Annotated in this window: 13 protein-coding genes; 5 read left to right on the top strand and 8 right to left on the bottom strand. The window is 37.3% G+C overall.

Annotated elements, in window-relative coordinates:
* Positions 1–31 precede the first annotated feature (31 nt).
* On the top strand, positions 32–1,426 hold the full coding sequence (locus tag ASL19_RS10065) for a TldD/PmbA family protein (RefSeq protein ID WP_057178229.1): 1,395 nt from the start codon (positions 32–34) through the stop codon (positions 1,424–1,426).
* A 63-nt stretch (positions 1,427–1,489) separates the two neighbouring features.
* Entirely contained in the window at positions 1,490–2,848 is a 1,359-nt protein-coding gene (locus tag ASL19_RS10060; protein ID WP_057178228.1) for an MFS transporter, read from the top strand.
* Positions 2,849–2,855: 7 nt separating this feature from the next.
* Here the strand turns inward: ASL19_RS10060 and ASL19_RS10055 are convergent, their stop codons facing one another.
* Positions 2,856–4,151 carry an MFS transporter gene (locus tag ASL19_RS10055; protein ID WP_057178227.1) on the bottom strand — a complete coding sequence of 432 codons (1,296 nt, stop codon included), beginning with the start codon at positions 4,149–4,151 and terminating at the stop codon, positions 2,856–2,858.
* A 209-nt stretch (positions 4,152–4,360) separates the two neighbouring features.
* Between ASL19_RS10055 and ASL19_RS10050 the strand changes: the two genes are divergently transcribed.
* Together ASL19_RS10050 and ASL19_RS10045 are read left to right on the top strand one after the other, a co-directional pair.
* A complete protein-coding gene (locus tag ASL19_RS10050) occupies positions 4,361–6,028 on the top strand; it encodes an ABC transporter ATP-binding protein/permease (protein ID WP_057178226.1) in 1,668 nt (555 codons plus the stop codon).
* On the top strand, positions 6,025–7,233 hold the full coding sequence (locus ASL19_RS10045; protein WP_057178225.1) for a macrolide family glycosyltransferase: 1,209 nt from the start codon (positions 6,025–6,027) through the stop codon (positions 7,231–7,233). The genes ASL19_RS10050 and ASL19_RS10045 overlap by 4 nt, the downstream gene beginning before the upstream one ends.
* 45 nt (positions 7,234–7,278) lie before the next feature.
* On the opposite strand, the gene ASL19_RS10040 is transcribed toward ASL19_RS10045, so the two are convergent.
* Positions 7,279–8,343, bottom strand: coding sequence for an NAD-dependent epimerase/dehydratase family protein (locus tag ASL19_RS10040; RefSeq protein WP_057178224.1), 1,065 nt, complete (start codon positions 8,341–8,343; stop codon positions 7,279–7,281).
* A gap of 125 nt (positions 8,344–8,468) precedes the next feature.
* Between ASL19_RS10040 and ASL19_RS10035 the strand changes: the two genes are divergently transcribed.
* Positions 8,469–9,401: a glycosyltransferase family A protein gene (locus tag ASL19_RS10035; RefSeq protein WP_057178223.1), complete on the top strand. Its 933-nt coding sequence runs from the start codon at positions 8,469–8,471 to the stop codon at positions 9,399–9,401.
* Positions 9,402–9,589: 188 nt separating this feature from the next.
* Here ASL19_RS10035 and ASL19_RS10030 read toward each other — a convergent pair whose 3' ends face one another.
* The 6 genes from ASL19_RS10030 to ASL19_RS10005 form a co-directional block, all read right to left on the bottom strand.
* Positions 9,590–10,624: a class I SAM-dependent methyltransferase gene (locus ASL19_RS10030; protein ID WP_235528974.1), complete on the bottom strand. Its 1,035-nt coding sequence runs from the start codon at positions 10,622–10,624 to the stop codon at positions 9,590–9,592.
* A 37-nt stretch (positions 10,625–10,661) separates the two neighbouring features.
* Positions 10,662–11,462, bottom strand: a complete 801-nt coding sequence (locus ASL19_RS10025) for a polyprenol monophosphomannose synthase (RefSeq protein ID WP_057178222.1) — start codon at positions 11,460–11,462, stop codon at positions 10,662–10,664.
* Positions 11,459–11,914, bottom strand: a complete 456-nt coding sequence (locus ASL19_RS10020; protein WP_006276688.1) for a GtrA family protein — start codon at positions 11,912–11,914, stop codon at positions 11,459–11,461. Before ASL19_RS10020 ends, ASL19_RS10025 begins: the two co-directional genes overlap by 4 nt.
* Positions 11,915–11,948: 34 nt before the next feature.
* The gene (locus ASL19_RS10015; RefSeq protein WP_057178221.1) at positions 11,949–13,592 is read right to left on the bottom strand and encodes a glycosyltransferase family 39 protein; all 1,644 of its coding nucleotides are present in this window, start codon (positions 13,590–13,592) and stop codon (positions 11,949–11,951) included.
* 67 nt (positions 13,593–13,659) lie between these two features.
* A complete protein-coding gene (locus ASL19_RS10010; protein WP_057178220.1) occupies positions 13,660–14,397 on the bottom strand; it encodes a glycosyltransferase family 32 protein in 738 nt (245 codons plus the stop codon).
* Positions 14,398–14,485: 88 nt separating this feature from the next.
* Entirely contained in the window at positions 14,486–23,080 is an 8,595-nt protein-coding gene (locus ASL19_RS10005) for a non-ribosomal peptide synthetase (protein WP_057178252.1), read from the bottom strand.
* Between the last annotated feature and the right edge of the window lie 249 nt (positions 23,081–23,329).

The raw sequence follows: 23,329 nt of genomic DNA, 5'->3' as shown, positions 1-23,329 counted from the left end.
TATAGCCAAGCTTATAAACAAAACTGGAAAGATGTTTAGACTAACCAAGGACACCCATGATTTGCTTACTGACCTGATTTCTCGCTATAAAGATCAGGTTGACTACTTAATGATTCGACTGGAAGAAGCAGAGGGAACTGATATCTTATTGCGTGGTGATAAAGTAGAAACTCTTAGCGAAGGGGTTTCTATGGGTGCCCATGTTCGGGCTTGTCATAAAGGGGGTTGGGGTTTAACTAGCTTCAACCACATTGCCGATATTGAAGAACGCATCCAAGAGGCTATCTCCGCAGCACGCACAGTGGGAGATGAACACACCATTCTCGCTCCTATTCCTGTTATTCAATCCACTTGCAAACTAGGCATAACTGGTATTGACCCATCCACGGTTCCTTTAAAAAAGAAAAGAGAATTATGCGATCGCTACCGGGAAATACTAAAGAGCGTTGATCCTCGGATCACGACCACATCCGTTCGTTACAACGATAGTAGTCAGAAAGTAATAATTGCCACTTCTGAAGGAACCCTAATAGAGCAGTCATGGGTGGATATGGAAATGAGATTTGCTGCCACAGCCAGGAATGGGGACACAGTACAAACTGGAAGGGAAACTGTAGGTTCACGTAAAGATTATAATGACTTAGTCAACTTAGATACCATAATACAGGGAGCTGCCCAAAGAGCAGTCACGGCCTTATCCCTACCACCAGTCAAAGGTAACACCTACACCGTAGTTATTGACCCCATATTAACAGGATTATTTGTGCATGAAGCCTTCGGTCATCTTTCAGAAGCGGACATGGCCTATGAGAATCCAGATTTACTGGAAGTGATGACCTTGGGGAGACGTTTTGGTCCAGAGGAACTACAAATTTTTGATGGTGCAGGATCTCCAGGTCATCGGGGTAGTTATTTGTACGATGATGAGGGAACGCCCGCCACAACCACCCAATTAATTGAGGATGGCGTACTAGTAGGACGTTTGCACTCCCGTGAAACTGCGGGTAAATTAGGAGAAAAGCCCACAGGTAATGCTCGTTGCTTAGATTATCATTTTTCCCCTATTGTGAGGATGACCAACACTTGGATAGAAAGAGGTAAAACACCAGTGGTGGATTTATTTACAGATATTAAAGAAGGAGTATATGCGCGTAATTGGTTAGGGGGAATGACCAATGGAGAAATGTTTACCTTTAGTGCGGGTGAAGCATGGATGATTAGGAATGGTGCAATAGGGGAACCGGTAAAAGATGTAACCTTATCCGGCAATGTTTTTCAGACTTTAGCAGATATAGAAGGAATTGGGGATGATTTTCACTGGGATGAATCTGGTGGATGTGGTAAGGGGGGACAGAATGGGTTACCTGTGGGTTGTGGTGGACCCAGTTTAAGGATTAGAGATGTGGTTGTGGGGGGAGAAAGTTAGAGTGATATTTGATATGGTAGTATGATGGGTAGTAGGGGAGTATAGTAAAAGTTGGTTAAGCATGTGAGTCATATTACTAAATTACTGCAAACAGTTAATGAATTGCGCAATTTCATTATTTTTTGGCTAGGACAATCTGTATCAGAGATTGGGAATCGTTTAACAGGATTTGGGTTAGGAATCTGGGTCTATCAAAATACTCATGAGGTTGCCGGATTAGGCTTAGTTGTTTTTTTTACAACTCTGCCTGGGGTATTAATCACCCCTTTTGTGGGTGCATTAGTAGACAGATGGAATCGCAAATGGACTATAATCTTTAGTGACCTAGCTGCAGCTACTGTAACGCTAACCCTTATAGTGCTTCTATTAACAAACAATTTACAGATTTGGCACACCTACATAACGGCATTTTGCACTTCAGTGTGCGGTTCTTTTCAAATGATTGCCAAAGGTGCAGCTTTACCAATGATGGTTAAGAAACACCAAATAGGGAGGGCAAATGGGTTAATTCACTTTAGTACAGCTCTGGGACAACTAACGGCACCAATTTTAGCCGGAATACTCCTCTCTAGTATACAAATCCAGGGTTTACTGATGGTTGACTTATCTTCCTATTTTGTGGGACTACTTACTCTTTTGATTATTGATATTCCTCAACCGGAACCTATAATTCAATCAAATCAGAGTGTGAGAGTTAATACGATTATTCACGATATTGCTTATGGTTGGAATGCCGTTGTCGAGAATAATACTTTATTAATTTTGTTAGCATTCATGAGCATTCATTTCTTAGTGGATGGTATGACAACGGTTTTGATAAACCCTCTAGTTTTATCATTTTCTTCCACTAAGAGTTTTAGTGTTATTATGTCAATAGCTGCTTGTGGAATGGTAGGTGGTAGTTTAAGCATGACCCTTTGGGGAGGAGGTAAAAAACACACTTCTACTCTGTTTACTTTTACTGCCTTAAATGGTGTAGGATTGGTAATTGCGGGATTTTCCCCTTCTATTCCCATTATTGCACTTGGTCTTTTTATATCATTTTTCTCATTACCAATTACTCTTAGCACCAATAGCACGATTTGGCAGTCTAGTGTTAATGGCAATATTCAAGGTCGTGTTCTTTCTTTATTTAACACAGTAATAGGGTTAGCATTAGCTATTGGTAATCTAACTGCTAGTCCTTTGAGCGACGATTTATTTGAACCGATGTTATTAGAAGGTGGTTTACTATCTACTAGTATGGGGTCAATTATAGGGACTGGTGAAGGAAGGGGGATTGGACTCTTAATAATTATGGCGGGAATGATACTATTTTGTCTGTCTATTATTTTCTATACCCATTTTAATTGGAAAGATAAAAATTTAGAAACCAACGATGAGTTTAGCATTTCCGCTAAGGAAGTTGTGAAAGATTCATAAGCGGTTTTTACTCGGCAAGTTCTAATTGGCGAATTTTAGGATGTTGGGAAGCAATGATGGCAGTTGTTGTAATGAAACAACCAACTATTACAAATAAAAGTCCAGTACCACGACCAGGACCAGTACCTATTAACTGGCCTATAAGTGCTTTTGACCAATTGCCATCAAATCCCATTAATGGTTCAAATACATAGTCAGATAGTGGTGCAGCAATTATAGATGCTAAAGGTATTGCAGCGCTTGAAATTGCACCAGTTAGAGCAAAAACTCTTCCCTGTAAGTTTTCAGCAACTCTTGTTTGGAAGAGAATTTGAATCATGCCATTAATAAAAGGGGTATTAAAGAAAAATAGTATGGTGCCAATATACATTTGCAGTAACGAGGGACGTGAACCACCAATGGCTATAGCCATTCCACTCAACGACATAGCTATTAGAATCGTGGTAATTAGGTTTTGCCATTGGTATTTCCAAATACTCATCAATAGGGATCCTAAAATCATACTAATACCGCTAAGAAACACAATTTTTCCTAGTTCAGATGGGGTAGTTAGACTCAGGGCCAAAGGATAGAATAGTACAGTCACGAAGCCAATTGAAAATTGATAAACTATCAAAATAATCACAAGACTTGTTAGTCCAGGACATTTGATCAAATAAGTCCAACCATCCGTAACGTCTCGCCATAAAACATGCCATAAAAAGGATATACTTGGTTGGTAATTGTTTTCCTCAGTCTGATGAATTTTCTCACCAAACTTGACTGATATCAGAGTGGTTAGGGCAATTAATAATCCTAGAAAATCAATTGTTAAAATCCCTTGTAGATGGATTACATCCAAAATTGCACCTGCAATTAAAGGTCCGACAATCTGCTGAATCCCCATAGATAGTTGTACCATCCCGCTGGCTCTTGATAGTTCTTCTGCGGGAACCAAAGAGGTAATGGCGGCTTTATACGCAGGGTTACTGAATGTGCCAATTATGGAGGCAAAAATGTTGATTAGATAAATTTGCCAGATTTCTATCTGACCAATAGTCGCAATGACCAGCAAACTTAGAGTTAGGAATCCCGTGAGAATGTGAGCAATAATCATTGTCATGCGTCTATCCCATTGATCCACGAGAGTTCCTGCTATAGGGGAAATAATAATTGGTGGTATGGTGCAAGTTAGCATAAGTAAAGCGAACTGTGTAGCTGAACCCGTTTGCCTAAATACAGATATATTGAGAGCAAAACTGGTCATAGAGATACCAATCAGGTAAAATAGTTGTCCCAGCCAAATTATTCTGAAAATAAACATGTTGAAATAAACGCAGTGAATTTTGCTCGAATAGTGTTATGATGGTTGTCTATTATCGGGTATGAGGATATTTTTGCCCTTTCACCGTTTTAGGGGATGGTGAGGTACACCTCTTTTGTAATTTACCAGTGGGAGAACTGCTATACAAGTTTTATGAGTGTAAACCACTAAACTAGTATAACTCAATAACTCAAAAATAACCCATTCAAATGAGTAAATTTAAACCACAAGCAGTGTCACAGTTTTGGGCGATCGCCAAACTTTATTGGTTAGAAGGTGAAAAACGACCTGCAATCGTTCTACTTCTGCTAATGGGTATTTTGCTATTAGGTAACACCCAAGTTAAGGTCTTTTTAAATGGTATTCAAGGAGACTTAATTTCTGCCTTGTCATCTCGCGACAGTAACAGATTCTGGCAAAGTATAGGAGTTGCTTTTTTAGGCATTATTCTGTTTGGATGTTTAAACTCTGCCTATGGTTATCTGCGAGAGATGATAAATATATATTGGCGCAGATGGTTAACAGCTCATTTTCTTGGTGAATATTTTCGGGATCGTGCTTTTTATGAGTTGAACAATTTTGATAAAGAGATTGATAACCCAGATCAACGCATTTCTGAAGACATTACCAACTTTTGTCAACAATCGGTTCAATTTTTAGTCAACTGTCTGGAGTCAATTTTTGTAGTAGTTGCTTTTAGTTTTATTCTGTGGTCAATTTCGCCAAATCTAGTTTTAGTCTTAATTATTTATTCCCTACTAGCCTATACAATTACTATAGCTTTTTATGGCAAGAAATTAACTAGGCTAAACATTGAGCAGCTAAGAAAAGAGGCAGATTTTCGTTTCAGTTTAATTCGCATCCGAGAAAATTCTGAATCCATAGCCTTTTACAATGGAATTTTGCCAGAATCAAGGAAAGTTAAAGAGATATTTAACCTGGCATTTAAAAATTTTCAGAAACTAATTCTTTGGTCAGAAATATACCTAAATATTTTTAAATATCAATTTGGTTATCTTCCCTGGATTATTCCGGCATTAATTTTGGGTCAACAAGTGCTATCAGGTGATATTGAAGTGGGGAAGGTTACAGAAGCTGGAGGTGCCTTTGGCCAGGTAGCATTCTCAGTCAATTTGATTATGTATCAATTTGAGAAATTTACAAAATTTGCCGCAGCAATTAATCGCTTGTATGTCTTTCATGAATATTTCCAACGTCCAAAAAAACCAAATGCTGACAGAGATAAAATTGGCATCACTAAAGATAATTATTTAGGTTTTAGAAATCTAACTTTATACACTCCTAACTACGAAAAAATCCTGTTTGAAAATTTTTCCTTGGAACTTCAACCCAATCAAAGCCTTTTGATTATGGGGGATAGTGGTTGTGGAAAAAGTTCTTTGTTGCGAGCATTAGCGGGATTATGGAAATCAGGAAGCGGCGAAATTGTCCGTCCTGAACTATCAGAAATTTTATTTTTGCCTCAGCGTCCTTACATGATTTTAGGCACTCTCAGAGAACAGCTAATTTATCCATATAACCACACTGATATTAGTGATGAAGAACTTTATCAAGTAGTTGAAAAAGTTGGTTTATCCTACCTGATAGAAAGATTTGGAGGTTTAAATAGAGAGCAAGATTGGAGTGAAATTCTTTCCCTGGGGGAACAGCAAAGATTAGCCTTTGGCAGACTTTTAGTTGCCAAACCCAAATATGTTATTTTAGACGAAGCTACCAGTGCTTTAGATTTAAAAAATGAAGAAAAGTTGTACAATTTTTTGATAAGTATGAATACAACCTTTGTTAGTGTTGGACATCGACCCACCCTAAAAAAATTCCATCAAGTAGTTATTAACATGTCAGGAGATTCCCCATGAGTCGTGTAATGTTCTTCAATGTTTCAGCACCGGGCCATATCATCCCAACTTTTGGACTGGTTAAAGAATTAATTAACAGAGGCGAAGAGGTAATTTACTATGAAGTACCTAGCTTTGAAGGAGAAATATTATCCTTTGGTGCCAAGTTTCGCCCTTATCCAACCCTAAATCCTGAAACAGCGCCACCTGCAGAAAATGAAATGTCTTTAGTTCCCTCGTTAATCTGGTGTGCCCATCAGATGCTCCCAGAATTAATAGAGTCTGTGAGTAAAGAGAAACCAGATTATATTATTCATGATTCCCTATGTCTTTGGGGGAGATTATTGGGGCAAATTCTCAATATTCCCGCCATAAATTCTATCTCTACAGCTGCTTTTACCCCCCAAACATTTTATGAATGTCCGTGGTTGAGAAAAAAACTGCCCTTTTTTTTAAAACAAGCTGCAGAGGGTATGAAATATTATCGAAAATACCAAAAAGAATTGCGGTTAACCTATGGACTGCCACCAATTAAGTTTGTAGATACATTTACCAATATTGAACCGTTAAACTTATGTTACTTGCCAGTAGAACTGCAACCCTATCACTATAAGTTTAATCAGTTTAGTCAGCAATTTCATTTCGTTGGACCTTGTAACCTTATAAGGGGTATCGAATTTGATTTTCCTTTGGAAAAACTACAAAAGGACAAGGTAATTCTTATTTCTTTTGGCACTGCTCACGATCCAGGAGTGAGATTCTATCAGAACTGTATTCAGGCATTTGGTAATATTGATGCTCAAGTAGTAATGATATTAAGTCCTACCATAGATGTAAGTGTTTTGGGGGATATTCCCGAAAACTTTATCATCAGACCCAATGGCACGGTTCCTCAATTAAAAATTTTAGAACGTGCCAGTTTGTTTATTATGCACGGAGCAGCTGGTGGCACAAGAGAAGCTATTTCCTATTCAGTACCGATGATTGCAGTACCACAAACCTATGAGCAGGAAATTATTTCTCGTCGTATTGAGGAGCAGGGTGCAGGAATTATGATGTTTTTAAAAGACAGTACGGTAGAAAATCTACGACAAACTGCACAGCAACTTTTAACTAATAATTCTTTTAGAGTTAATCTTCGTCGATTGGGCGATGCCTGTCATGCTGCTGGTGGAGTTAAAAGGGCAGTGGATGAAATTTGGCATTACATGACAAGCAAGCTATAACCCCCAATTAAAAATTGTCTGCTATTGTCTGCTCATGATTGATTTCTAGTTCCAGCGGCTAACATTTTTGGTAAAAATCTCTTTCAAAATATCAGTTATTGTGTAACTTAGCTCCCAACGAGGATAATGATTTTTAAATTTTTGAACATCACTAATCCACCAAATGTGGTCGCCTATGCGGTTCACTTCTATGTATTGCCAGTTCAGCTTTTTGTCAGTAATTGCTTGGCAGTGCTGAACCGCTTCCAACATTGAGCAATTACTAAAACGACTTCCACCTATGTTGTATACTTCACCAACTCGCGGGTTTTGGTAAAAATGGTAAAAAGCATTTACTAAATCGTAGCTGTGGATATTATCACGAACCTGCTTGCCTTTGTAGCCAAGTATCTGATAAGGTTCGCCGGTCATTGTACATTTCATCAGGTAAGATAAAAAGCCGTGTAGTTGAGTACCAGAGTGGCTTGGTCCTGTCAAACATCCCCCTCGAAATGCAACGGTCTTCATGTTGAAATAGCGTCCATATTCCTGCACTAGTACGTCCGCCGCTAACTTTGAAGCTCCAAACAAAGAGTGCATAGAATGATCTATACTCATGTTTTCATCAATTCCTTGGTAGTACGGATGGGTTTGGTTAATTTCCCAGCGCAGTTCTTCTTCTAGTAACGGTAAGCGATTCGGAGTATCTCCATAGACTTTGTTGGTCGAGCAAAAGATAAAGACCGCATCCGGAGAGTATTGCCGCGTGTTTTCTAATAAAACTAAAGTGCCATTGGCATTGACGGAAAAGTCGGTATAGGGATCTTTAGCCGCCCAATCGTGGGATGGTTGAGCCGCAGTGTGAATGATCAAACCAATATCTGTACCATAGGTTTTAAAGATGTTGGATATGCTTTCGGAAGCCCGAATATCAACGTTATGGTGAATGTATTGATCACCATATTCCTCTAAAAGGCGATCACGATTCCATTCGTTTGAAGCACCTTCTCCAAAGAAAAAAGAGCGCATATTGTTATCAATGCCAACCACGCTAAATCCACGCTTGCAGAAAAATCGAACTGATTCAGAACCAATTAATCCAGCTGAACCTGTTACTAAAACGATCGTCATGATTATTATCCCTTATTTTCCAACAACTCTATGGTTTTTCTTTTCTATATCTAGACCAATTTTCTCTGATTATAATAAGATGTTGTCAAATCTCACTTTTATTTTTTACAAATAGGTTTTAATGTATGCCCAAATTCACTATTATCACTGCTTGTTACAACGCTGAAAAATTTATTAGTAAAGCTATAGAGACTATTCGTGCTCAAACATTTACCGATTGGGAGTATATTGTTATTGATGATGGTAGTACTGATAATTCTGCTGAAATTATTTCCTCTTACAAAAAACTAGAACCACGGTTAAAGTTAATTAAACAGTCTAATAGTGGTATGTGCATAGCACGAAATAATGGTTTTAAAGCTAGTTATCAAGAATCACAGTATTTACTATTTTTTGATGCAGATGACTGTCTAGAACCGCAAATGTTGGAGGTAATGATTAACTACCTGAACGCACATCCTGATATTGGTGCAGCTTACTGTGACTTTTATAATATTGATGCAGATGATAAACCAATTAATACTGTTTATACTCCCAGATTAATTCCTTCTATGTTTGGTGTCAAAACTTTACCCTACAATACACCTGAAACACCTTTAGTAGCTATTGCTGGTGGTTTAGGAGGAGGACTTGATGGACGTACAGTTTTCCGTCGTAGTATTTATGAACAAACATCTGGATGGGATGAAAAATTAGGCAGAAATGGTGGACATATACTTGATATATTAGCGCAAGTTGCTTTAATTAGCCAGGTTCATTTTGTCCCGGAAAAACTGCATAAATATCGCTTGCATAGTGGCGGTCAATTACATGTCAATGTCAATTTTAAAGGCCAATCTGAAAAAATTATCAACAAATGGAAAAATTATAAACAATTAAATGCTAAACAGCAGAAACAAGTTAGTCAGGCTATATATTTTCACGAAAAAAGATTAACCCCTTTAGTAGAAATGCTCTCTGCTAGTCAGTTAATCAAAGATGGTAAAATCATATCAGCTTTGAGATTATATTTCCAAGCTGCCAAAAATTATGTGCCTTCTTTGTTTTTTCATCAATGATGTCTAATCCTAATGAATGGGGTGAAAAAATGTTAGATAAGTTCCACTATCTTCAAGCTTGTATGTGTCAACAAATCAGTTATGTTCATTGGATGGAAGATATTATGAGATGTTGACATTTTCACCTTTGATAGGAGTACTATATCTAACTATGTAAAGTTTTGTAACGACATTCAACATTTCTGATATTATCCCTGTGCAGTAGCAACTACAACCATATCAATCAAATGCAATTTCTTTAATGTTTCATTTTGATTTACCTGTTTCTCAAGTTCCAATATTTCCTCCACACTCTCAATTGGTTTAATTGGTCTGTATAGTCGAGCTTGAATTTGCGGATATTCAATATACGTACCAACTTCCATAGTTTTATGTGTATAAAACTCGGAGTGGTAGGCTTCCCATTTATTCACAGCAAATAGAGGTGTTGTAGGTAGTTCATAATCTGCTGGTTTGGACTTAAATTCCTCTGGAAATGTGTGCTGTAATTCGGGATTAAAAGGGTTACTTAGGATAGTTTGTAACAGTTCAAAAGGCATGTATCTAATTCCTAGTCCCGCAGCTGGACCATTTTCACAAATTTGGGCAAATTCCGAGCGTTCAATCACGTAATGGGGACTAAACTCTTTAGTGGCACCCACGTGATAGAGAACAGGAGATTTACAAGCAAATATCACTAAAGAACCGTTGGGTTTCAAAAAATTATAAAAAGCAGCAATACTTTCCTGGATAACACTCAAAGAAATATGTTCAAAAATGTGGGAACAAACAATCATGTCAAAAGGCCCATACTGAGCAATGTCTGGACTTTGCATGACATCATTTACAAGATAGACTTTCTCACTTTTGAGAGGTGATGTATGGGCTGATTTAAGCAAATTATTGTATTCCTCAGTGAGCCAAAAACTGTCATCTTTTAATTTTTCTAATAGTTCGTGGTGATTATTCAGTAGACATTGAGCAACTATGGAGGCGTGCAGAAATCTACGCTGGTCAGGTTCGACTAAAACAATCTTTTTAGCACTCCAAAAACGTGGTAGTAATCTCCCTAAACCACATCCAGCATCCAGAATAACCGCATCAGGAGTAATCAAGTCCTGAACGTTATTACCCCAAACTTCCTGATCTCTAGCTTTCCAAGCTTGATGAGCAATATCTGTGACCCACTGGTATGGATCCACACTTTCATAGACTGTGGAAGTAATTTGCTCCATAATCTCCATAATAATGTACCTAAATGAAACTCCAAGAAAACTTTGCCTAGTATACCACATGAAACCTAAGTCGCACTAAATGTATCAGGTATTCTATATACTGTCGCCAAGTCACTTTGCTTGCTCCTTCTTGACGTTCCTGAAACACATAGCCAACCTCAATAATATGGTTAATCTCACCTCGCCCCAGGACTTCAATTAAAATCTTATAGCCCAAAGGACTCATTAATTTCTGTGCGATCGCCTTTCGACGCACTAAGAAATAACCACTCATCGGATCGGAAACCCGACTGACGATATCAGGCAAAATCAGCAGTCCTAAAAATTGCGCTCCCCGTGACAAAAACCGCCTATGCCATTGCCAATCACTGGTTCCACCTCCAGTTATATTACGACTGGCCACGGCAATATCTGCTTCTTGATCCATCGCTTTCAATAACTTGAGTAATACTTCTGGTGGATGCTGTAAATCACCATCAATTACTCCTAGTATTTCCCCTTGAGCTATCTGCCAACCTCTAATTACTGCTGTAGATAGGCCTCGTTCTCCCTGACGACGTATCACCCGCAGACGGGGGTAATCTTTGGTTAGTTCCTGAGCAATTTCCCAGGTGCGATCATAGCTATCATCATCCACCACAATCAATTCGTAATTATCTACTAAGGCCTCATTGAGCAAATCACTCAAGAGATGGACCACTGCCAAAATGTTTTTGCTTTCGTTATAGGTCGGGATAACCAATGACAAATAAACTGGCTTAACTGATGATGAAACTTCCGACAATGCGGTAATTTCTAGGCTTCCAGAAGGGGCTAATACTAGGTCCTTACTGCTATTATTGGTCATGATTCTTTTTTCTCCATCACCTGCCAATTAAACCTCATGTTCATACCAAAATTCCAGGAAATCACACAAATGATGGCTATCAATTTGGCTAGATAAGCATTTATAGCAAACTTATAAACCAAAAAGTTCACAATTAAACTATTGAGAATTAAACCCAACAAACAAATTAGGTTAAACTTAAAAAACCTTTGTAATCTGTGACTGTTGTCTAAAACTAAATTTTCTTTCTGAACTACGTCACCAAATGTCCAAATATCATTCCAGAAGAAATTATTAATGATTGCTAATTCGGTTGATAGCATCGAACTAGGAGTTAGGTTTAAACCTAATAGGCTATGTAGAAAATAAAAACCTCCTAGATCCACTATTACACCGCTAAAACCCACCAACGCAAAACGAATTAACCGACTAATAAATATTCCGTACCGACTTAAGCTAATTTTATTTATCATACTGTTGATTTACTAACTTTTATTTAATATTGCTCTAAACCTTCTTCTCAAATCTCCATAAACCTCCTACAGTTACTGAGTGATTAGTGGTAATTTTTTGTATTGTTTTCATACAATAGTTTTGATTATCCTTTAGTTTACGAAATAAATGACTATTGTTATCTACAAAAAAAATCTGATTATAATTCTCCGGAATTACTAAAGGTTCAACATCTTTATTCGTTAGCAGAGAAATTCCTGGGGAATAATGAGTCAAAGCTAATATTCCTCCCAAATGTACAGCAGCATTATTTATTACCAATAAAGGTGAGTCTGCTTCGTTAATAGCCTGAATTGTTTCCATGATAAATGTGCTACCTGATTGCGTCCACGAATTTTGGGACTGAAAGAATTTGACATCAGAAACTAGTCCGGAAAAAATAAGTAATACCATCATTAATTGGGCTATTTTTCTCCGCCAAGTCTTTTCTTGTAAAATTGGAAAGGCAAAACTTAAAATATATGCTATGGCAATTTCTAAACAGATATACAAGGGCAATTCATATCGTACTTGTATGGAACGAGATCCACCCAAAATTATATCATATAAGATCAATAATATACTAGGAAATCCCCCTAGACAAAAAAGAAAAAGATAAGTTTCATTTTTAATATCCTTACAAAAACAAAATATGAGATAGCTTATTAAAAATAAGCCGAAGATCAGGGAAATAAGAGTATAGTACAAAGCCCCTTCATCAGAAAAATAACTAAAGAATCCTAATGGTTTAGCCAAACCAAGATCAAAAAATGTCCTAGTAACTCGAACAAGAAAAACGGCAATTAACTCTAAGGGAATATCCGTATATCTGACACCGTAGCCAGAAGTTAATGATACTCCTGTATCAAGATGATTTATGAATACAATTAGCCAAGGTAAAAATATCAACAAAGCTATGATTGTATAAATTATATAGTTAATCAAGGTTTTGGTAAGACGAAACTGTTGTTGAATAATCACATAAATTCCGTGAGATATGATCATCAAACCTGTTAATAAGTGGGTATATAGTCCCAGAATCAAGGTTAGGCTATACAAAACCCAGCTGAGTGTATTTTCTTTTCTGATGGATCTCAATAAAGCAGTACTGGATATGAGAATTTCTACCATCCATAAAGCATATTGGCGAGCCTCTTGAGCAAAATATAGCTGTAAGGGAGAAACGGCAATTAATGCCATTGCTATCCATGCTACAATTCCAGACTCAAACAACTCTAAACATATCCAAAATACACCCGGAAATATTAACAAACTAATAATTGCCGATAAACTCCTTATTCCTGTGGGGGAATCACCAAATATCTGGGCCCATAGTCTGACCATAATGTAGTACAATGGGGGATGTTGGGGGTCTGAGGTGATTAAATAATTAACTGTATCACTTACATGCTTTTCTGGACTTATGTGTTGATACTTTTGAAAGTTATTGATAGGAATTATGCCTTCATGTTCAGAAAGTTCCTTTTGTAACTCAACTAATGTGTGTCCAGAAATTGCTACAGATGTCCAGTTTTCGTCACAGCAGTAAATTTTTTTGTCTAAACTTACCCAGCGACAGAAAATACTTATTCCTATTAGAACTACTACTGCGATTTTTAACCAAGTTGGCGTTTTTGTTTTTAATTCTAAATTTGGCATTTGTCCTAATTTCCTAACGACTTTCAACCGTTTGTTTGTGGTTCTCCCGAAAATTTTGGTTCATACATTAAATTTTGCCTTTAAATAAAGATCGAAAAAACCAGTATGGTTCTAACATCAACCCGAATAAAAACCTGGCTATCTGGTGTTTTTTGGGCAACCAAGAAGTGGTCATGTGATGTATAGTATAAGTCTCTGGGTTAACCCGACTCTTGAAGATTTTACCATTAAGTTCCATGGGTGCACCTGGCTCAAAAATATATCCTGGACAGACTAGAACATTAGAATTTTGATCAAATTTACCCCCAACCACGCAGTCGTTAAGCATAATTGGTCCAGTACTATGTCCAACATAAAGTGGCATTATTTTATGGTCTGAGTTATGTTGACGGTTTTTTAATTCCTCAAACACTTTCAACCACAGAGGATGCTTGGGAATACTACCCATAATTGCATTACTAAAACCTACCAACTTGGATAGAATAAGCTCGAAATCTGCCAATAAATTATCCAGTGGTTTTATACTTTCTACATCCATATCTAAGTAAAACCCACCATAGTGATAGAGTATGAAATAACGTATGGCATCACGACGCTGAATATCATGAGGATAAGCATCAAATACTGGTAGGAACCAGGGATAATTATCTGTCATAAATCCTCTAGCCTTTTGTTCATCCCAAAATTGGTATTGCCAATGAGGATGATTTTGTAAAACTGTTTGTTGATAACGTCGATATTTTTCCGGTACTGCTGCTGCTCCTAGAAAAAAAATTTGATGGATAATCTGGGGAATTTTACTCATATCATTCTAAATAATTTAGTTTTTTTGTTTAATAGATTTTTTAGTCATATTTAAGCAGATTTTTACTCAATGCCAATGACCTAATTAGTTAAGGAGTGTTTACTAATGTAGCCATGATTTCCGTGACCAAATTTTCCACTTCAGGTTCTTTTAACATAGTTTGATGTTCACCCATAACGCGACAAACTTGGACTTTTTGAGTGGTTAACTTTTGCCATCCAACAGTGGGGTCATTGGGAAATTTAGCTGCTAGGGAGGGAGTTATAAATAGTGTAATATTAGACCTATTTACAGGTGGTTGATAGACTACACTAGCGCGTAAATTAGCCTTATAAACCTTAATGAGACGAGCAATTAAACTATTTCCTGAGTTGGGTGGAATCAGATTATGTTGTTCTAATGTTTGTGCAACATAGTCTAACTGGGAATCTTGATCCAAACTAGAAATTGTCTGATAGTTAATAGTCACATTTTTATTAAAAAATAATGCTATTTGCTCCACCATAAAACAAATAATTCCCGTATTATCCTCCAAAGAAGCTATAGTTTCATCCGTTGGCATAGGTGGATGGGTATCTATAATCAATACGCGCTCAATTTTTTCTCCCATAGCTTCCAATTGACTAGCCATGGCAAAGGCAATTAATCCCCCTAAAGAATGTCCACCTAACAAGTAAGGTCCATGGGGCTGTATTTCTTTGATGGTATGAATGTAGGTATTTGCCATTTCTTCAATGCTTTCTAAGGGTGATTGTTTACCATCTAAGCCAGGTGACTGAATAGCGTAGATGGGAAGTTTTTTACCCATACCTACAGCCAATTTTTCAGCTAGAACCGAATAGGACAAACCATAACCTCCTGCTTGGTGGACTAAAAATAAAGGTAGCAAATCACCTTGAGTTTGCAGAGGAATTAGAATATCTGAATGATTGCTTGCTTTTTGGTGATCTTGGTCTAACAACAGGGCAATTTTCTCTATAGTCCCCTCTCGGAATAGAGAAACCACGGGTAAATTACATTTTAACTTTTGCTCAATAGCAGCTATCAATCTGATGGCTAAAAGAGAATGACCACCTAAATCAAAAAAGTTTTCAGTTACACTTATTGGACTGACTTGGAGAATTTCCTCCCATATTTCTACTAGTTTATATTCTAAAAGTGTGCGAGGGGAAACATGTTGATGAGCATCAAAATTCCTGTTTATATTCAACCCAGCTAATAGCTTCCTATCAATTTTCCCATTTGGTGTCATGGGTAGATGGTCTAAAGCTATAAAACTGTTGGGTATCATATAATCAGGTAACTTTTCTTTCAGGAAATCACGTAAGATACCCGGAGAGGTCAATTGTTTTTCTGTGCTTACAAAATAAGCAATTAAACTGTTAGTAGAAGACGAGTCTCCTGAACTAACCACAACTGCATTCAGTACATTGGGATGTTGAGCCAATACAGCTTCAATTTCTCCCAATTCAATGCGGAAACCGCGTATTTTAACTTGGTGGTCAATACGTCCTATAAATTCAATGTTTCCATCGGGAAGGTAACGAACTAAGTCTCCCGTTTTATAAAGACGTGAATCTGGATTATCACTAAAGGGATGAGCAATAAACTTATCTTTAGTTAATTGCGGAAGTTGGCAATAACCACGTGCTAGTCCCATACCGCCAATGTATAGTTCACCTGGAATACCTATGGGAACTGGTTGTAAGTGGGCATCAAGAACATAAGTTTGCGTATTGGCGATGGGGCGACCAATGGGAAGCATATTTTGTTTAATATGGTGATTGTTTTTGTTGATGAAAGTCCAGAAAGTGGCATCAATACAAGTTTCGGTAGGTCCATAGAGGTTGTGAAAGTTGACGTTTAGTTTACTTAATAACTTTTCTACCATAGCTACTGATAAAGCTTCGCCCCCACAGAAGATATGTTTTAGAGATTTACAATTTTCTATCTCCCCATATTCTAGGAAAATTTGTAGTAAGGAAGGAACCAGTTGTACAACTGTTACCTGTTGTTCACAAATCAAGTTCAATAAGTAAGAAACATCCTTATGTCCATCTTTTTCAGCAATTATTAACTGTCCCCCCGTTAGCAGGGGTGCGTAAAATTCCCACACGGAAGCATCGAAACAAAAAGGAGTTTTTTGCAATATTTTTTCCCCTTCCCCAAAACTAAAAGTTTTTTCCATCCACAACATGTGATTACAAATAGCGCGATGGCTTATCATTACCCCTTTGGGTTGGCCAGTCGAGCCAGATGTGTAGATAAGATATGCAAGATTTTCTACTACTAAATTACTAGAGGGATTATGTGTATCCTCTTGAGCAATAACTGGCCATTCCCTATCTAGGCAAAGGATTTGCTTCAGAGGTAAAATATCTAAACTTGTGTACAGGGTTTCTTGTGTTAATAATATGGAAATTCCAGCGTCTTTTAACATAAAGTTAAGGCGTTCCCGGGGATAGTTGGAATCCATGGGAACATAAGCACCACCAGCTTTTAAAATTCCCAGTAAACCAATTACCATTTCTAATGAACGCTCTATACAAATTCCTACCAATACATCTGGTCGGACACCACGGGATTGTAAATAATGGGCTAATTGATTAGCTCTTTGATTTAATTGAAAATAGGTAAGACTTTGATTTTTAAAAACTACAGCTACATTATTAGGTGTTTTCTCTACTTGTAATTCAAACAATTGATGCAGGCACTTATTTTGTTGATACAAAGGGTACTCAAATTGCGTTTGATTCCATTGAAAGAGTAGTTGATTTTTCTCGTGGCTAGTAAGTACAGGTAAATGAGTAATTGGTTTTTGTGGTTCAGCAATAATACCCTTTAATAGAGTTTCAAAATGACCGATCATTCTATTAATTGTTTCTAGTGCAAATAAATCTGTCCTATATTCCCATGTGCCATCAATTCCCTGTTCAGTTTCCGTCATTAACAAGGTTAAATCAAACTTCGCTAATCTTTGCTCCAATCTCCAAGGAGATAGTTGTAAGTTAGGTAGTTCCAACTTACTCATAGGTGCATTTTGCCAGACGAACATTACCTGAAATAAGGGATGCTGACTGAGATTTCTTTGTGGGTTTATTTCCTCTACTATCTTTTCAAAGGGTACATCTTGATGAGCATAAGCTTGTAGAGTTTCTTCCTTAGTTATAGAAAGTAAGTTGATAAAATTAGGATTACCGCTCAAGTTATTTCTGATGACTAACGTATTGACAAAAAAGCCGATTAGGTCTTCGGTTTGCTTACGATTACGGTTAGCAATTGGCGTACCAATTAATAAGTCTTCTTGTCCTGAATAGCGCATAAGCAAAATGCTAAATACTGCCAACAAACCCATGAATAAGGTGGTACCTTGAGATTCGCATAGTTTTTTAAATTCTTGAGTGGTTTGTGGATTAATTGCAAAGTTTACAGCACTACCTTGATAACTCGGAATTGGGGAACGAGGGTAATCTGTAGGTAGTTCTAAAATTTGATTTGCACCTGTTAGTTTTTGTTTCCAGTAAGCTAATTGTATAGGTAGTTGTGTTTTCTGAAAAACTTCCCGCTGCCAATTGGCAAAATCTCCATATTGTATGGATAGAGGGGGTATAGATGGGATATTTCTTTGACAGATGGCTGTATAAAATAAGGATAATTCTTTAACCATAACTCCCAAAGACCAACCATCAGCGATAATATGGTGTATGACCAACAGCAAAACACTAACATCGGCTGATAATTGATAGAGATGGATACGTAGCAATGGCAGCTGGTTGAGATTAAATGGAGTAATAACCACTTCTTGTATTGACTTTCTCAATGTTTCTTGTTGGGTCTGAAAGTCTAAACAACTGAGATTCGTTATGGTTAATTTCAATTCCGACCAGTCATGAACTATTTGAATTGGGGATCCTTGTACATTATCAAAGGTTGTGCGTAGCACTTCATGACGTTGAATAATATTTTGCCAGCTTTCTTGTAGTGCATCTACATTTAAATCTCCTTCTAAGCGAAAAGCTACTGATATATTATAAGCAGCATTTTCTTTTTCTAATAGATCCAAAAACCAGAGTCGAGATTGGGAGAAAGAAAGGGGTAAATTTTCTCGGTTAGAAACAGGAATAATATCTTCTGGGCTTGTTTTAGTAGTATTTACATCAATTAAACAGTCAATTTCATCTCCTAACCGAGCAATGGTTGAATATTCAAAAATTGACCGTAAAGGTAAGGCTACATTAAATTCCTCCCTAATACGAGACACCAATTTAGTTGCTAAAAGTGAATGTCCTCCCAAATGGAAGAAATCCTCCGTAACGCCAATTTTATCAATTCCTAAAACATCCATCCATAGTTGAGATAGTTTCTGTTCCGTAGGAGTTTTAGGTAACACCAGGGATTGTTGATTAATTGTTAAATCCCGATCTGGTATGGTTAGGGCACGTCTGTCCAGCTTACCACTGGGGGTAAGAGGGAAATTTTCTAAAATCATAAAGGCCGAGGGACACATATATTCTGGTAATTTCTCCTCTAACCTTTGCTTCAATTGAGAAATTAGGAATTTGGTAAATCTACTTTGGAGGGGATCAATCCAATATGGGTGATCATCTCGATCCAATGAATCACTTAAATCATTGATAATTGGCATTGATGGTACCATGAATTTTTTGTGGCTCACAGGATAAAAACATACATCAAAACAATCTACCTTTCCCGGTGAATAACTAATACTTACTTCCGAACCAATTTCTTGAGCAATAGCATAAAAATCTGCTGGATTGAACCCTTTTGGCTCATGAATGTTGTTGAGCGCAGTTCTTAATTCACCAATGGTTTTTTGTTCATTTTCGTGGCTGTTTTTTAACATCCATTGGTAAATGGCAGCATCTTTACTTAGCCGACCATTAGGTACACTATGCCAACCGATAGATCTCATTTCAATAACTTGCTGTTTTAAATCGGTCAATTGTAAATTGTCAGTCTCCCAATCTCGCCAGATAATTTCTGGTGGTTGTTCTGTTGATATACCTAACTTATGTAAGATCACATCATAACGGTATTTAGTCAGCTCATTTTCATTATTTTCCGACTTAATTTGAATTTCTACAGCTGTTAAGTCAGGAAATGATTTTCTTAAATCAGTGAAGAAATGCGGAGCAATAATTAATTCGTTCTCTTTTTTTGCAATGCGTCTAACCTGAGTTTTAAATGTTTCACAATCAGTGTTGTCATTAGCCTGAAAATAAGCAACGCTAGCGTAGAAATAATTTGACAGTGACAAATTTCGATTATCACCAATAAATAAACTTCCTCCGGTTTTTAATAATTGCCAAACACTTTTAATGACCTGTTGCAAATACTCAATTGATGGAAAATATTGCGCAACAGAGTTAATAACAACAGTGTCAAAATAACCAGTGGGAATTTCTGAAAAATCAATTGCTTCCCTAGTTAGTAGGTTGACGTTTTTTAGAGAGCGGTTTTTAACAATAGTATCCAGGCGATTAATTGCAGCTTGGGAAAAATCCGTTCCCCAGTAAGATTCTACTTGGGGAGCAATATTTAATAAAATCATACCCGTACCGCAACCAATTTCCAAAACTTTCCTAGGCTTGAGGGATTGTATTCTCAGTAGAGTATTGTTGAGCCATTGGCGCATTTCAACCCCAGGAATGGGCTGATTATTATAGCTGCTATTCCAACCAATAATATTAAAGTCTTCTTCAGTTTCCCCTGAGGTTATATTATAGGTATCATTAAAGGTATATTGCCATTCCTGAGTTTGTTCTTGTGTTAAGGTTTCAGTATTAGCAATTTGATTTATAGGAATTATGTAAGCATCCAACCTCACATCTTCTTTGCTTTCCTCTCTGGCAATTACCAGGGCATCTCTTACTTCTGGGTGACTTTTAATAACTGCTTCAATTTCACCTAATTCTATGCGAAACCCACGAATCTTAACCTGATGATCATTGCGTCCTATATATTCAATGTTTCCATTATCCAGAAAACGGGCTAAATCACCGGTTTTATAGAGACGTACCGATGTGAGATCATTGGTGGCAAATGGGTTGGGAATCATCCGTTCTGCTGTTAGTTGAGGACGGTGAAAATAACCACGAGTAACACCTGCACCACCCACATACATTTCTCCTACAACACCTATGGGAACAGGTTGCAGATGACGATCTAAAATATATAAAGAAAGGTCAGGAATTTGTTTACCAATTAAACTGCCTGATCCTTTTTTGACATCCTTAAAAGTAAGGGGAAGGTAGGTTACATGAACTGTAGTCTCCGTAATTCCGTACATATTTACAAGTAGTGGAAACTGATCATCGTGCCTTTCAAACCAGGGTTCTAAACTAGCTAAATCCAATGCTTCACCACCAAAAATCACATACCGTAATTCTAATTCTCCCTCTCGACAGAGTGTGGATTCTGCCTGGATTAGTTGCTGAAAAGCTGAGGGGGTTTGATTTAAAACCGTAACTTTTTCTTCGCACAATAAGTTATAGAATTCCTCCGGTGATCGACTGATTAGATAGGGGACGATCACTAAAACACCACCATAGAATAATGCCCCCCAAATTTCCCAAACTGAGAAATCAAAAGCACAGGAGTGAAAGAGTGTCCAAACATCCTTGGCGTTAAATTTAAACCACTTCTCAGTCGATAACATTAACCGCACCACATGACGATGGGTAACCACAACTCCTTTGGGTTTTCCCGTGGAACCAGAGGTATAAATAATGTAAGCAGCGTTATCGGGAAGAATTAATACTTCCGGTTCTGTTGTTACCTCTTGAGTGAATTCAGACTTGTATTTATCAATAAATATAGTAAGTATGTTATTATTGGTAAAATCAAATGGTATTTGAGCTTCAAATTCGCTGTGGGTTAGCAGAACTCTAATTTGACTATCTTCCAACATATAGGTTATACGATCCCTTGGATAGTTGGGGTCAAAGGGAACGTAAACACCTCCAGCTTTCAAAATTGCGATAATCCCTATGACCAAATCCAATGACCGAGATAACCATAGTCCCACTCTTGCTTCCGGTTTTACTCCAACACGCATTAAATAGTGTGCTAATTGGTTGGCACGATAATTTACTTCTGAATATGTCAGTCTTTCTTGCCCAAATATTAGTGCGGTTTGCTGAGGACGCAATTTGGCCTGCTCAGTAAATATATCATGCAAACAGAAATGCACGGGAAAAGTTTGTGCAGGTTGAGACGGTGCCAAAACAGCTATTTCTTCTGAGAGCAAAAAAGGTAAGCGACTAACTGGTATCTCGGGTTGAGCAAGTACGCTCTCTAACAGTTGACAAAAATGACGGGCAAGCCTTTCTACAGTTTCTCTTTTCAACAAATCAATGTTGTACGATACAGCTCCATTTAAAGTGTCTTCCGTTTCGGTAATGAACAGTTCTAAGTCAAAACGTGCTGCTTCCTGAGTTGCTAATATGCAAACTTCCAAATCACCAGTACCAAACTGCGGTTTAGGTGCGTTCAATAGGGTAAAAGCAATCTGAAATAAAGGATTTCTACTGGTGTCCCTTGGTAAATTCAATTTTTCGACTAAAGTTTCAAAGGGAATTTCTTTATGCTCAAAAGCAGATAAAATTGTTTTCTTTACGGTTTTTAATAAGGAATTAAAGTTAGGTTCATCGGCTAAGTTAGTACGAATTACTAACATATTGACGAAAAAACCAATTAGGTTTTCTGAGTCCGATGGACGGTTAGCAATCGAAGTCCCTACGGCTATATCTTCCTGTCCAGTGTAACGGGAAAGTAAAGTTTGGAATACAGCCATCAGAAACATAAATAAGGTTGCACCCTCTTTTACGATAAAGTTGCGGATCCTATTGGTTGTTTCTTTTGATATCTCAAATTTAATTAAGCCTCCGCGAAATGTTTGTAATCGCGGTCTGGGAAAATCCAAGGGGAACTGTAAAGTTGGCAATTGGGCTAGTTGTTTTTCCCAATAGGTCAGGCTTTTTTCTAAAATATTAGAATTCTGGAAATTTCCTTTTTGCCACAGGGCATAATCTGTATATTGGAATTTTAATTCTGGTAATGCCATTGGAGTTTTGGAAATTTCTGCCTGATAAAGCATAGCAATTTCTTCCAGAATTATGCCAACGGACCAAGCATCAGCAATAATATGATGTAGGTTAATACTAAGAATATGTTGTTTTGACTCAATTTTAAACAGTTGAGCACGGATCAGCGGACCTGTTTGCAGGTTGAACTGATGATCACTTTCATGACGAGCAATTTCAGCTATTATTTCTGGTATTTTATCCTCACTCCTATCATTGCTCCAATCTTCCAGTCTTAATTCAGTTGCACTATTAGCATGGATTTTCTGCCAAGGCTCTCCATCAACATCCATAAATGTAGTTCGCAGGCTTTCATGACGTTGTTGTAACTGCTTGAATGCAACCCGTAAAGCTGTTATATTTAGTGTTCCTTTCAGATCAAAAATAGAACAAATGTTATAAGCTGAGGATGTAGGTTCTAATTCATAGAGAAACCATAGTCGTCTTTGTTGAAAAGAAGTGGGCGCTTCCGTGGATCCTACACGGGGAACTACTTCCTTGATTTCTAGTTCAATTCCTTCTTCTTCCAATAGCAATCCCAATAGATCTATATCATCCGCTTGTGAAAAGTTTGTCATATTAACTCTGTCTATATTTGCCTGTTGGCTGTCAATAAAATGAATCCCACAAAACAGTCTCACATAATGCCAATTGTGTCAATAGTTTTCCAAAAATTCACCTGAAAAACTTAAAAAAAGAATGATAAGTTTTTATTATAGTTTGCAACATAAACTTTGTATTATCTTATCGCTGTTAGATCTTGTTTTAGTTGAAGATACTATTAATGGCGGGTTTATCGCTGATCTAACCCTATGCAATCAAGCTGT

It is taken from the genome of Cylindrospermopsis sp. CR12 (genome assembly GCF_001432185.1).
In the GTDB taxonomy this organism is placed as follows: domain Bacteria; phylum Cyanobacteriota; class Cyanobacteriia; order Cyanobacteriales; family Nostocaceae; genus Raphidiopsis; species Raphidiopsis raciborskii.
Note: the sequence above shows the minus strand (reverse complement) of the source record. Positions and strands in the feature narration are given on the sequence as shown.

Coding starts and splice junctions, on each gene's coding strand:
- ASL19_RS10055 (WP_057178227.1), bottom strand. CDS start 4,151: ATGTTTATTTTCAGAATAATTTGGCTGGGACAACTATTTTACCTGATT.
- ASL19_RS10030 (WP_235528974.1), bottom strand. CDS start 10,624: ATGGAGATTATGGAGCAAATTACTTCCACAGTCTATGAAAGTGTGGAT.
- ASL19_RS10050 (WP_057178226.1), top strand. CDS start 4,361: ATGAGTAAATTTAAACCACAAGCAGTGTCACAGTTTTGGGCGATCGCC.
- ASL19_RS10045 (WP_057178225.1), top strand. CDS start 6,025: ATGAGTCGTGTAATGTTCTTCAATGTTTCAGCACCGGGCCATATCATC.
- ASL19_RS10005 (WP_057178252.1), bottom strand. CDS start 23,080: ATGACAAACTTTTCACAAGCGGATGATATAGATCTATTGGGATTGCTA.
- ASL19_RS10025 (WP_057178222.1), bottom strand. CDS start 11,462: ATGACCAATAATAGCAGTAAGGACCTAGTATTAGCCCCTTCTGGAAGC.
- ASL19_RS10065 (WP_057178229.1), top strand. CDS start 32: ATGTTTAGACTAACCAAGGACACCCATGATTTGCTTACTGACCTGATT.
- ASL19_RS10015 (WP_057178221.1), bottom strand. CDS start 13,592: ATGCCAAATTTAGAATTAAAAACAAAAACGCCAACTTGGTTAAAAATC.
- ASL19_RS10035 (WP_057178223.1), top strand. CDS start 8,469: ATGCCCAAATTCACTATTATCACTGCTTGTTACAACGCTGAAAAATTT.
- ASL19_RS10020 (WP_006276688.1), bottom strand. CDS start 11,914: ATGATAAATAAAATTAGCTTAAGTCGGTACGGAATATTTATTAGTCGG.
- ASL19_RS10040 (WP_057178224.1), bottom strand. CDS start 8,343: ATGACGATCGTTTTAGTAACAGGTTCAGCTGGATTAATTGGTTCTGAA.
- ASL19_RS10010 (WP_057178220.1), bottom strand. CDS start 14,397: ATGAGTAAAATTCCCCAGATTATCCATCAAATTTTTTTTCTAGGAGCA.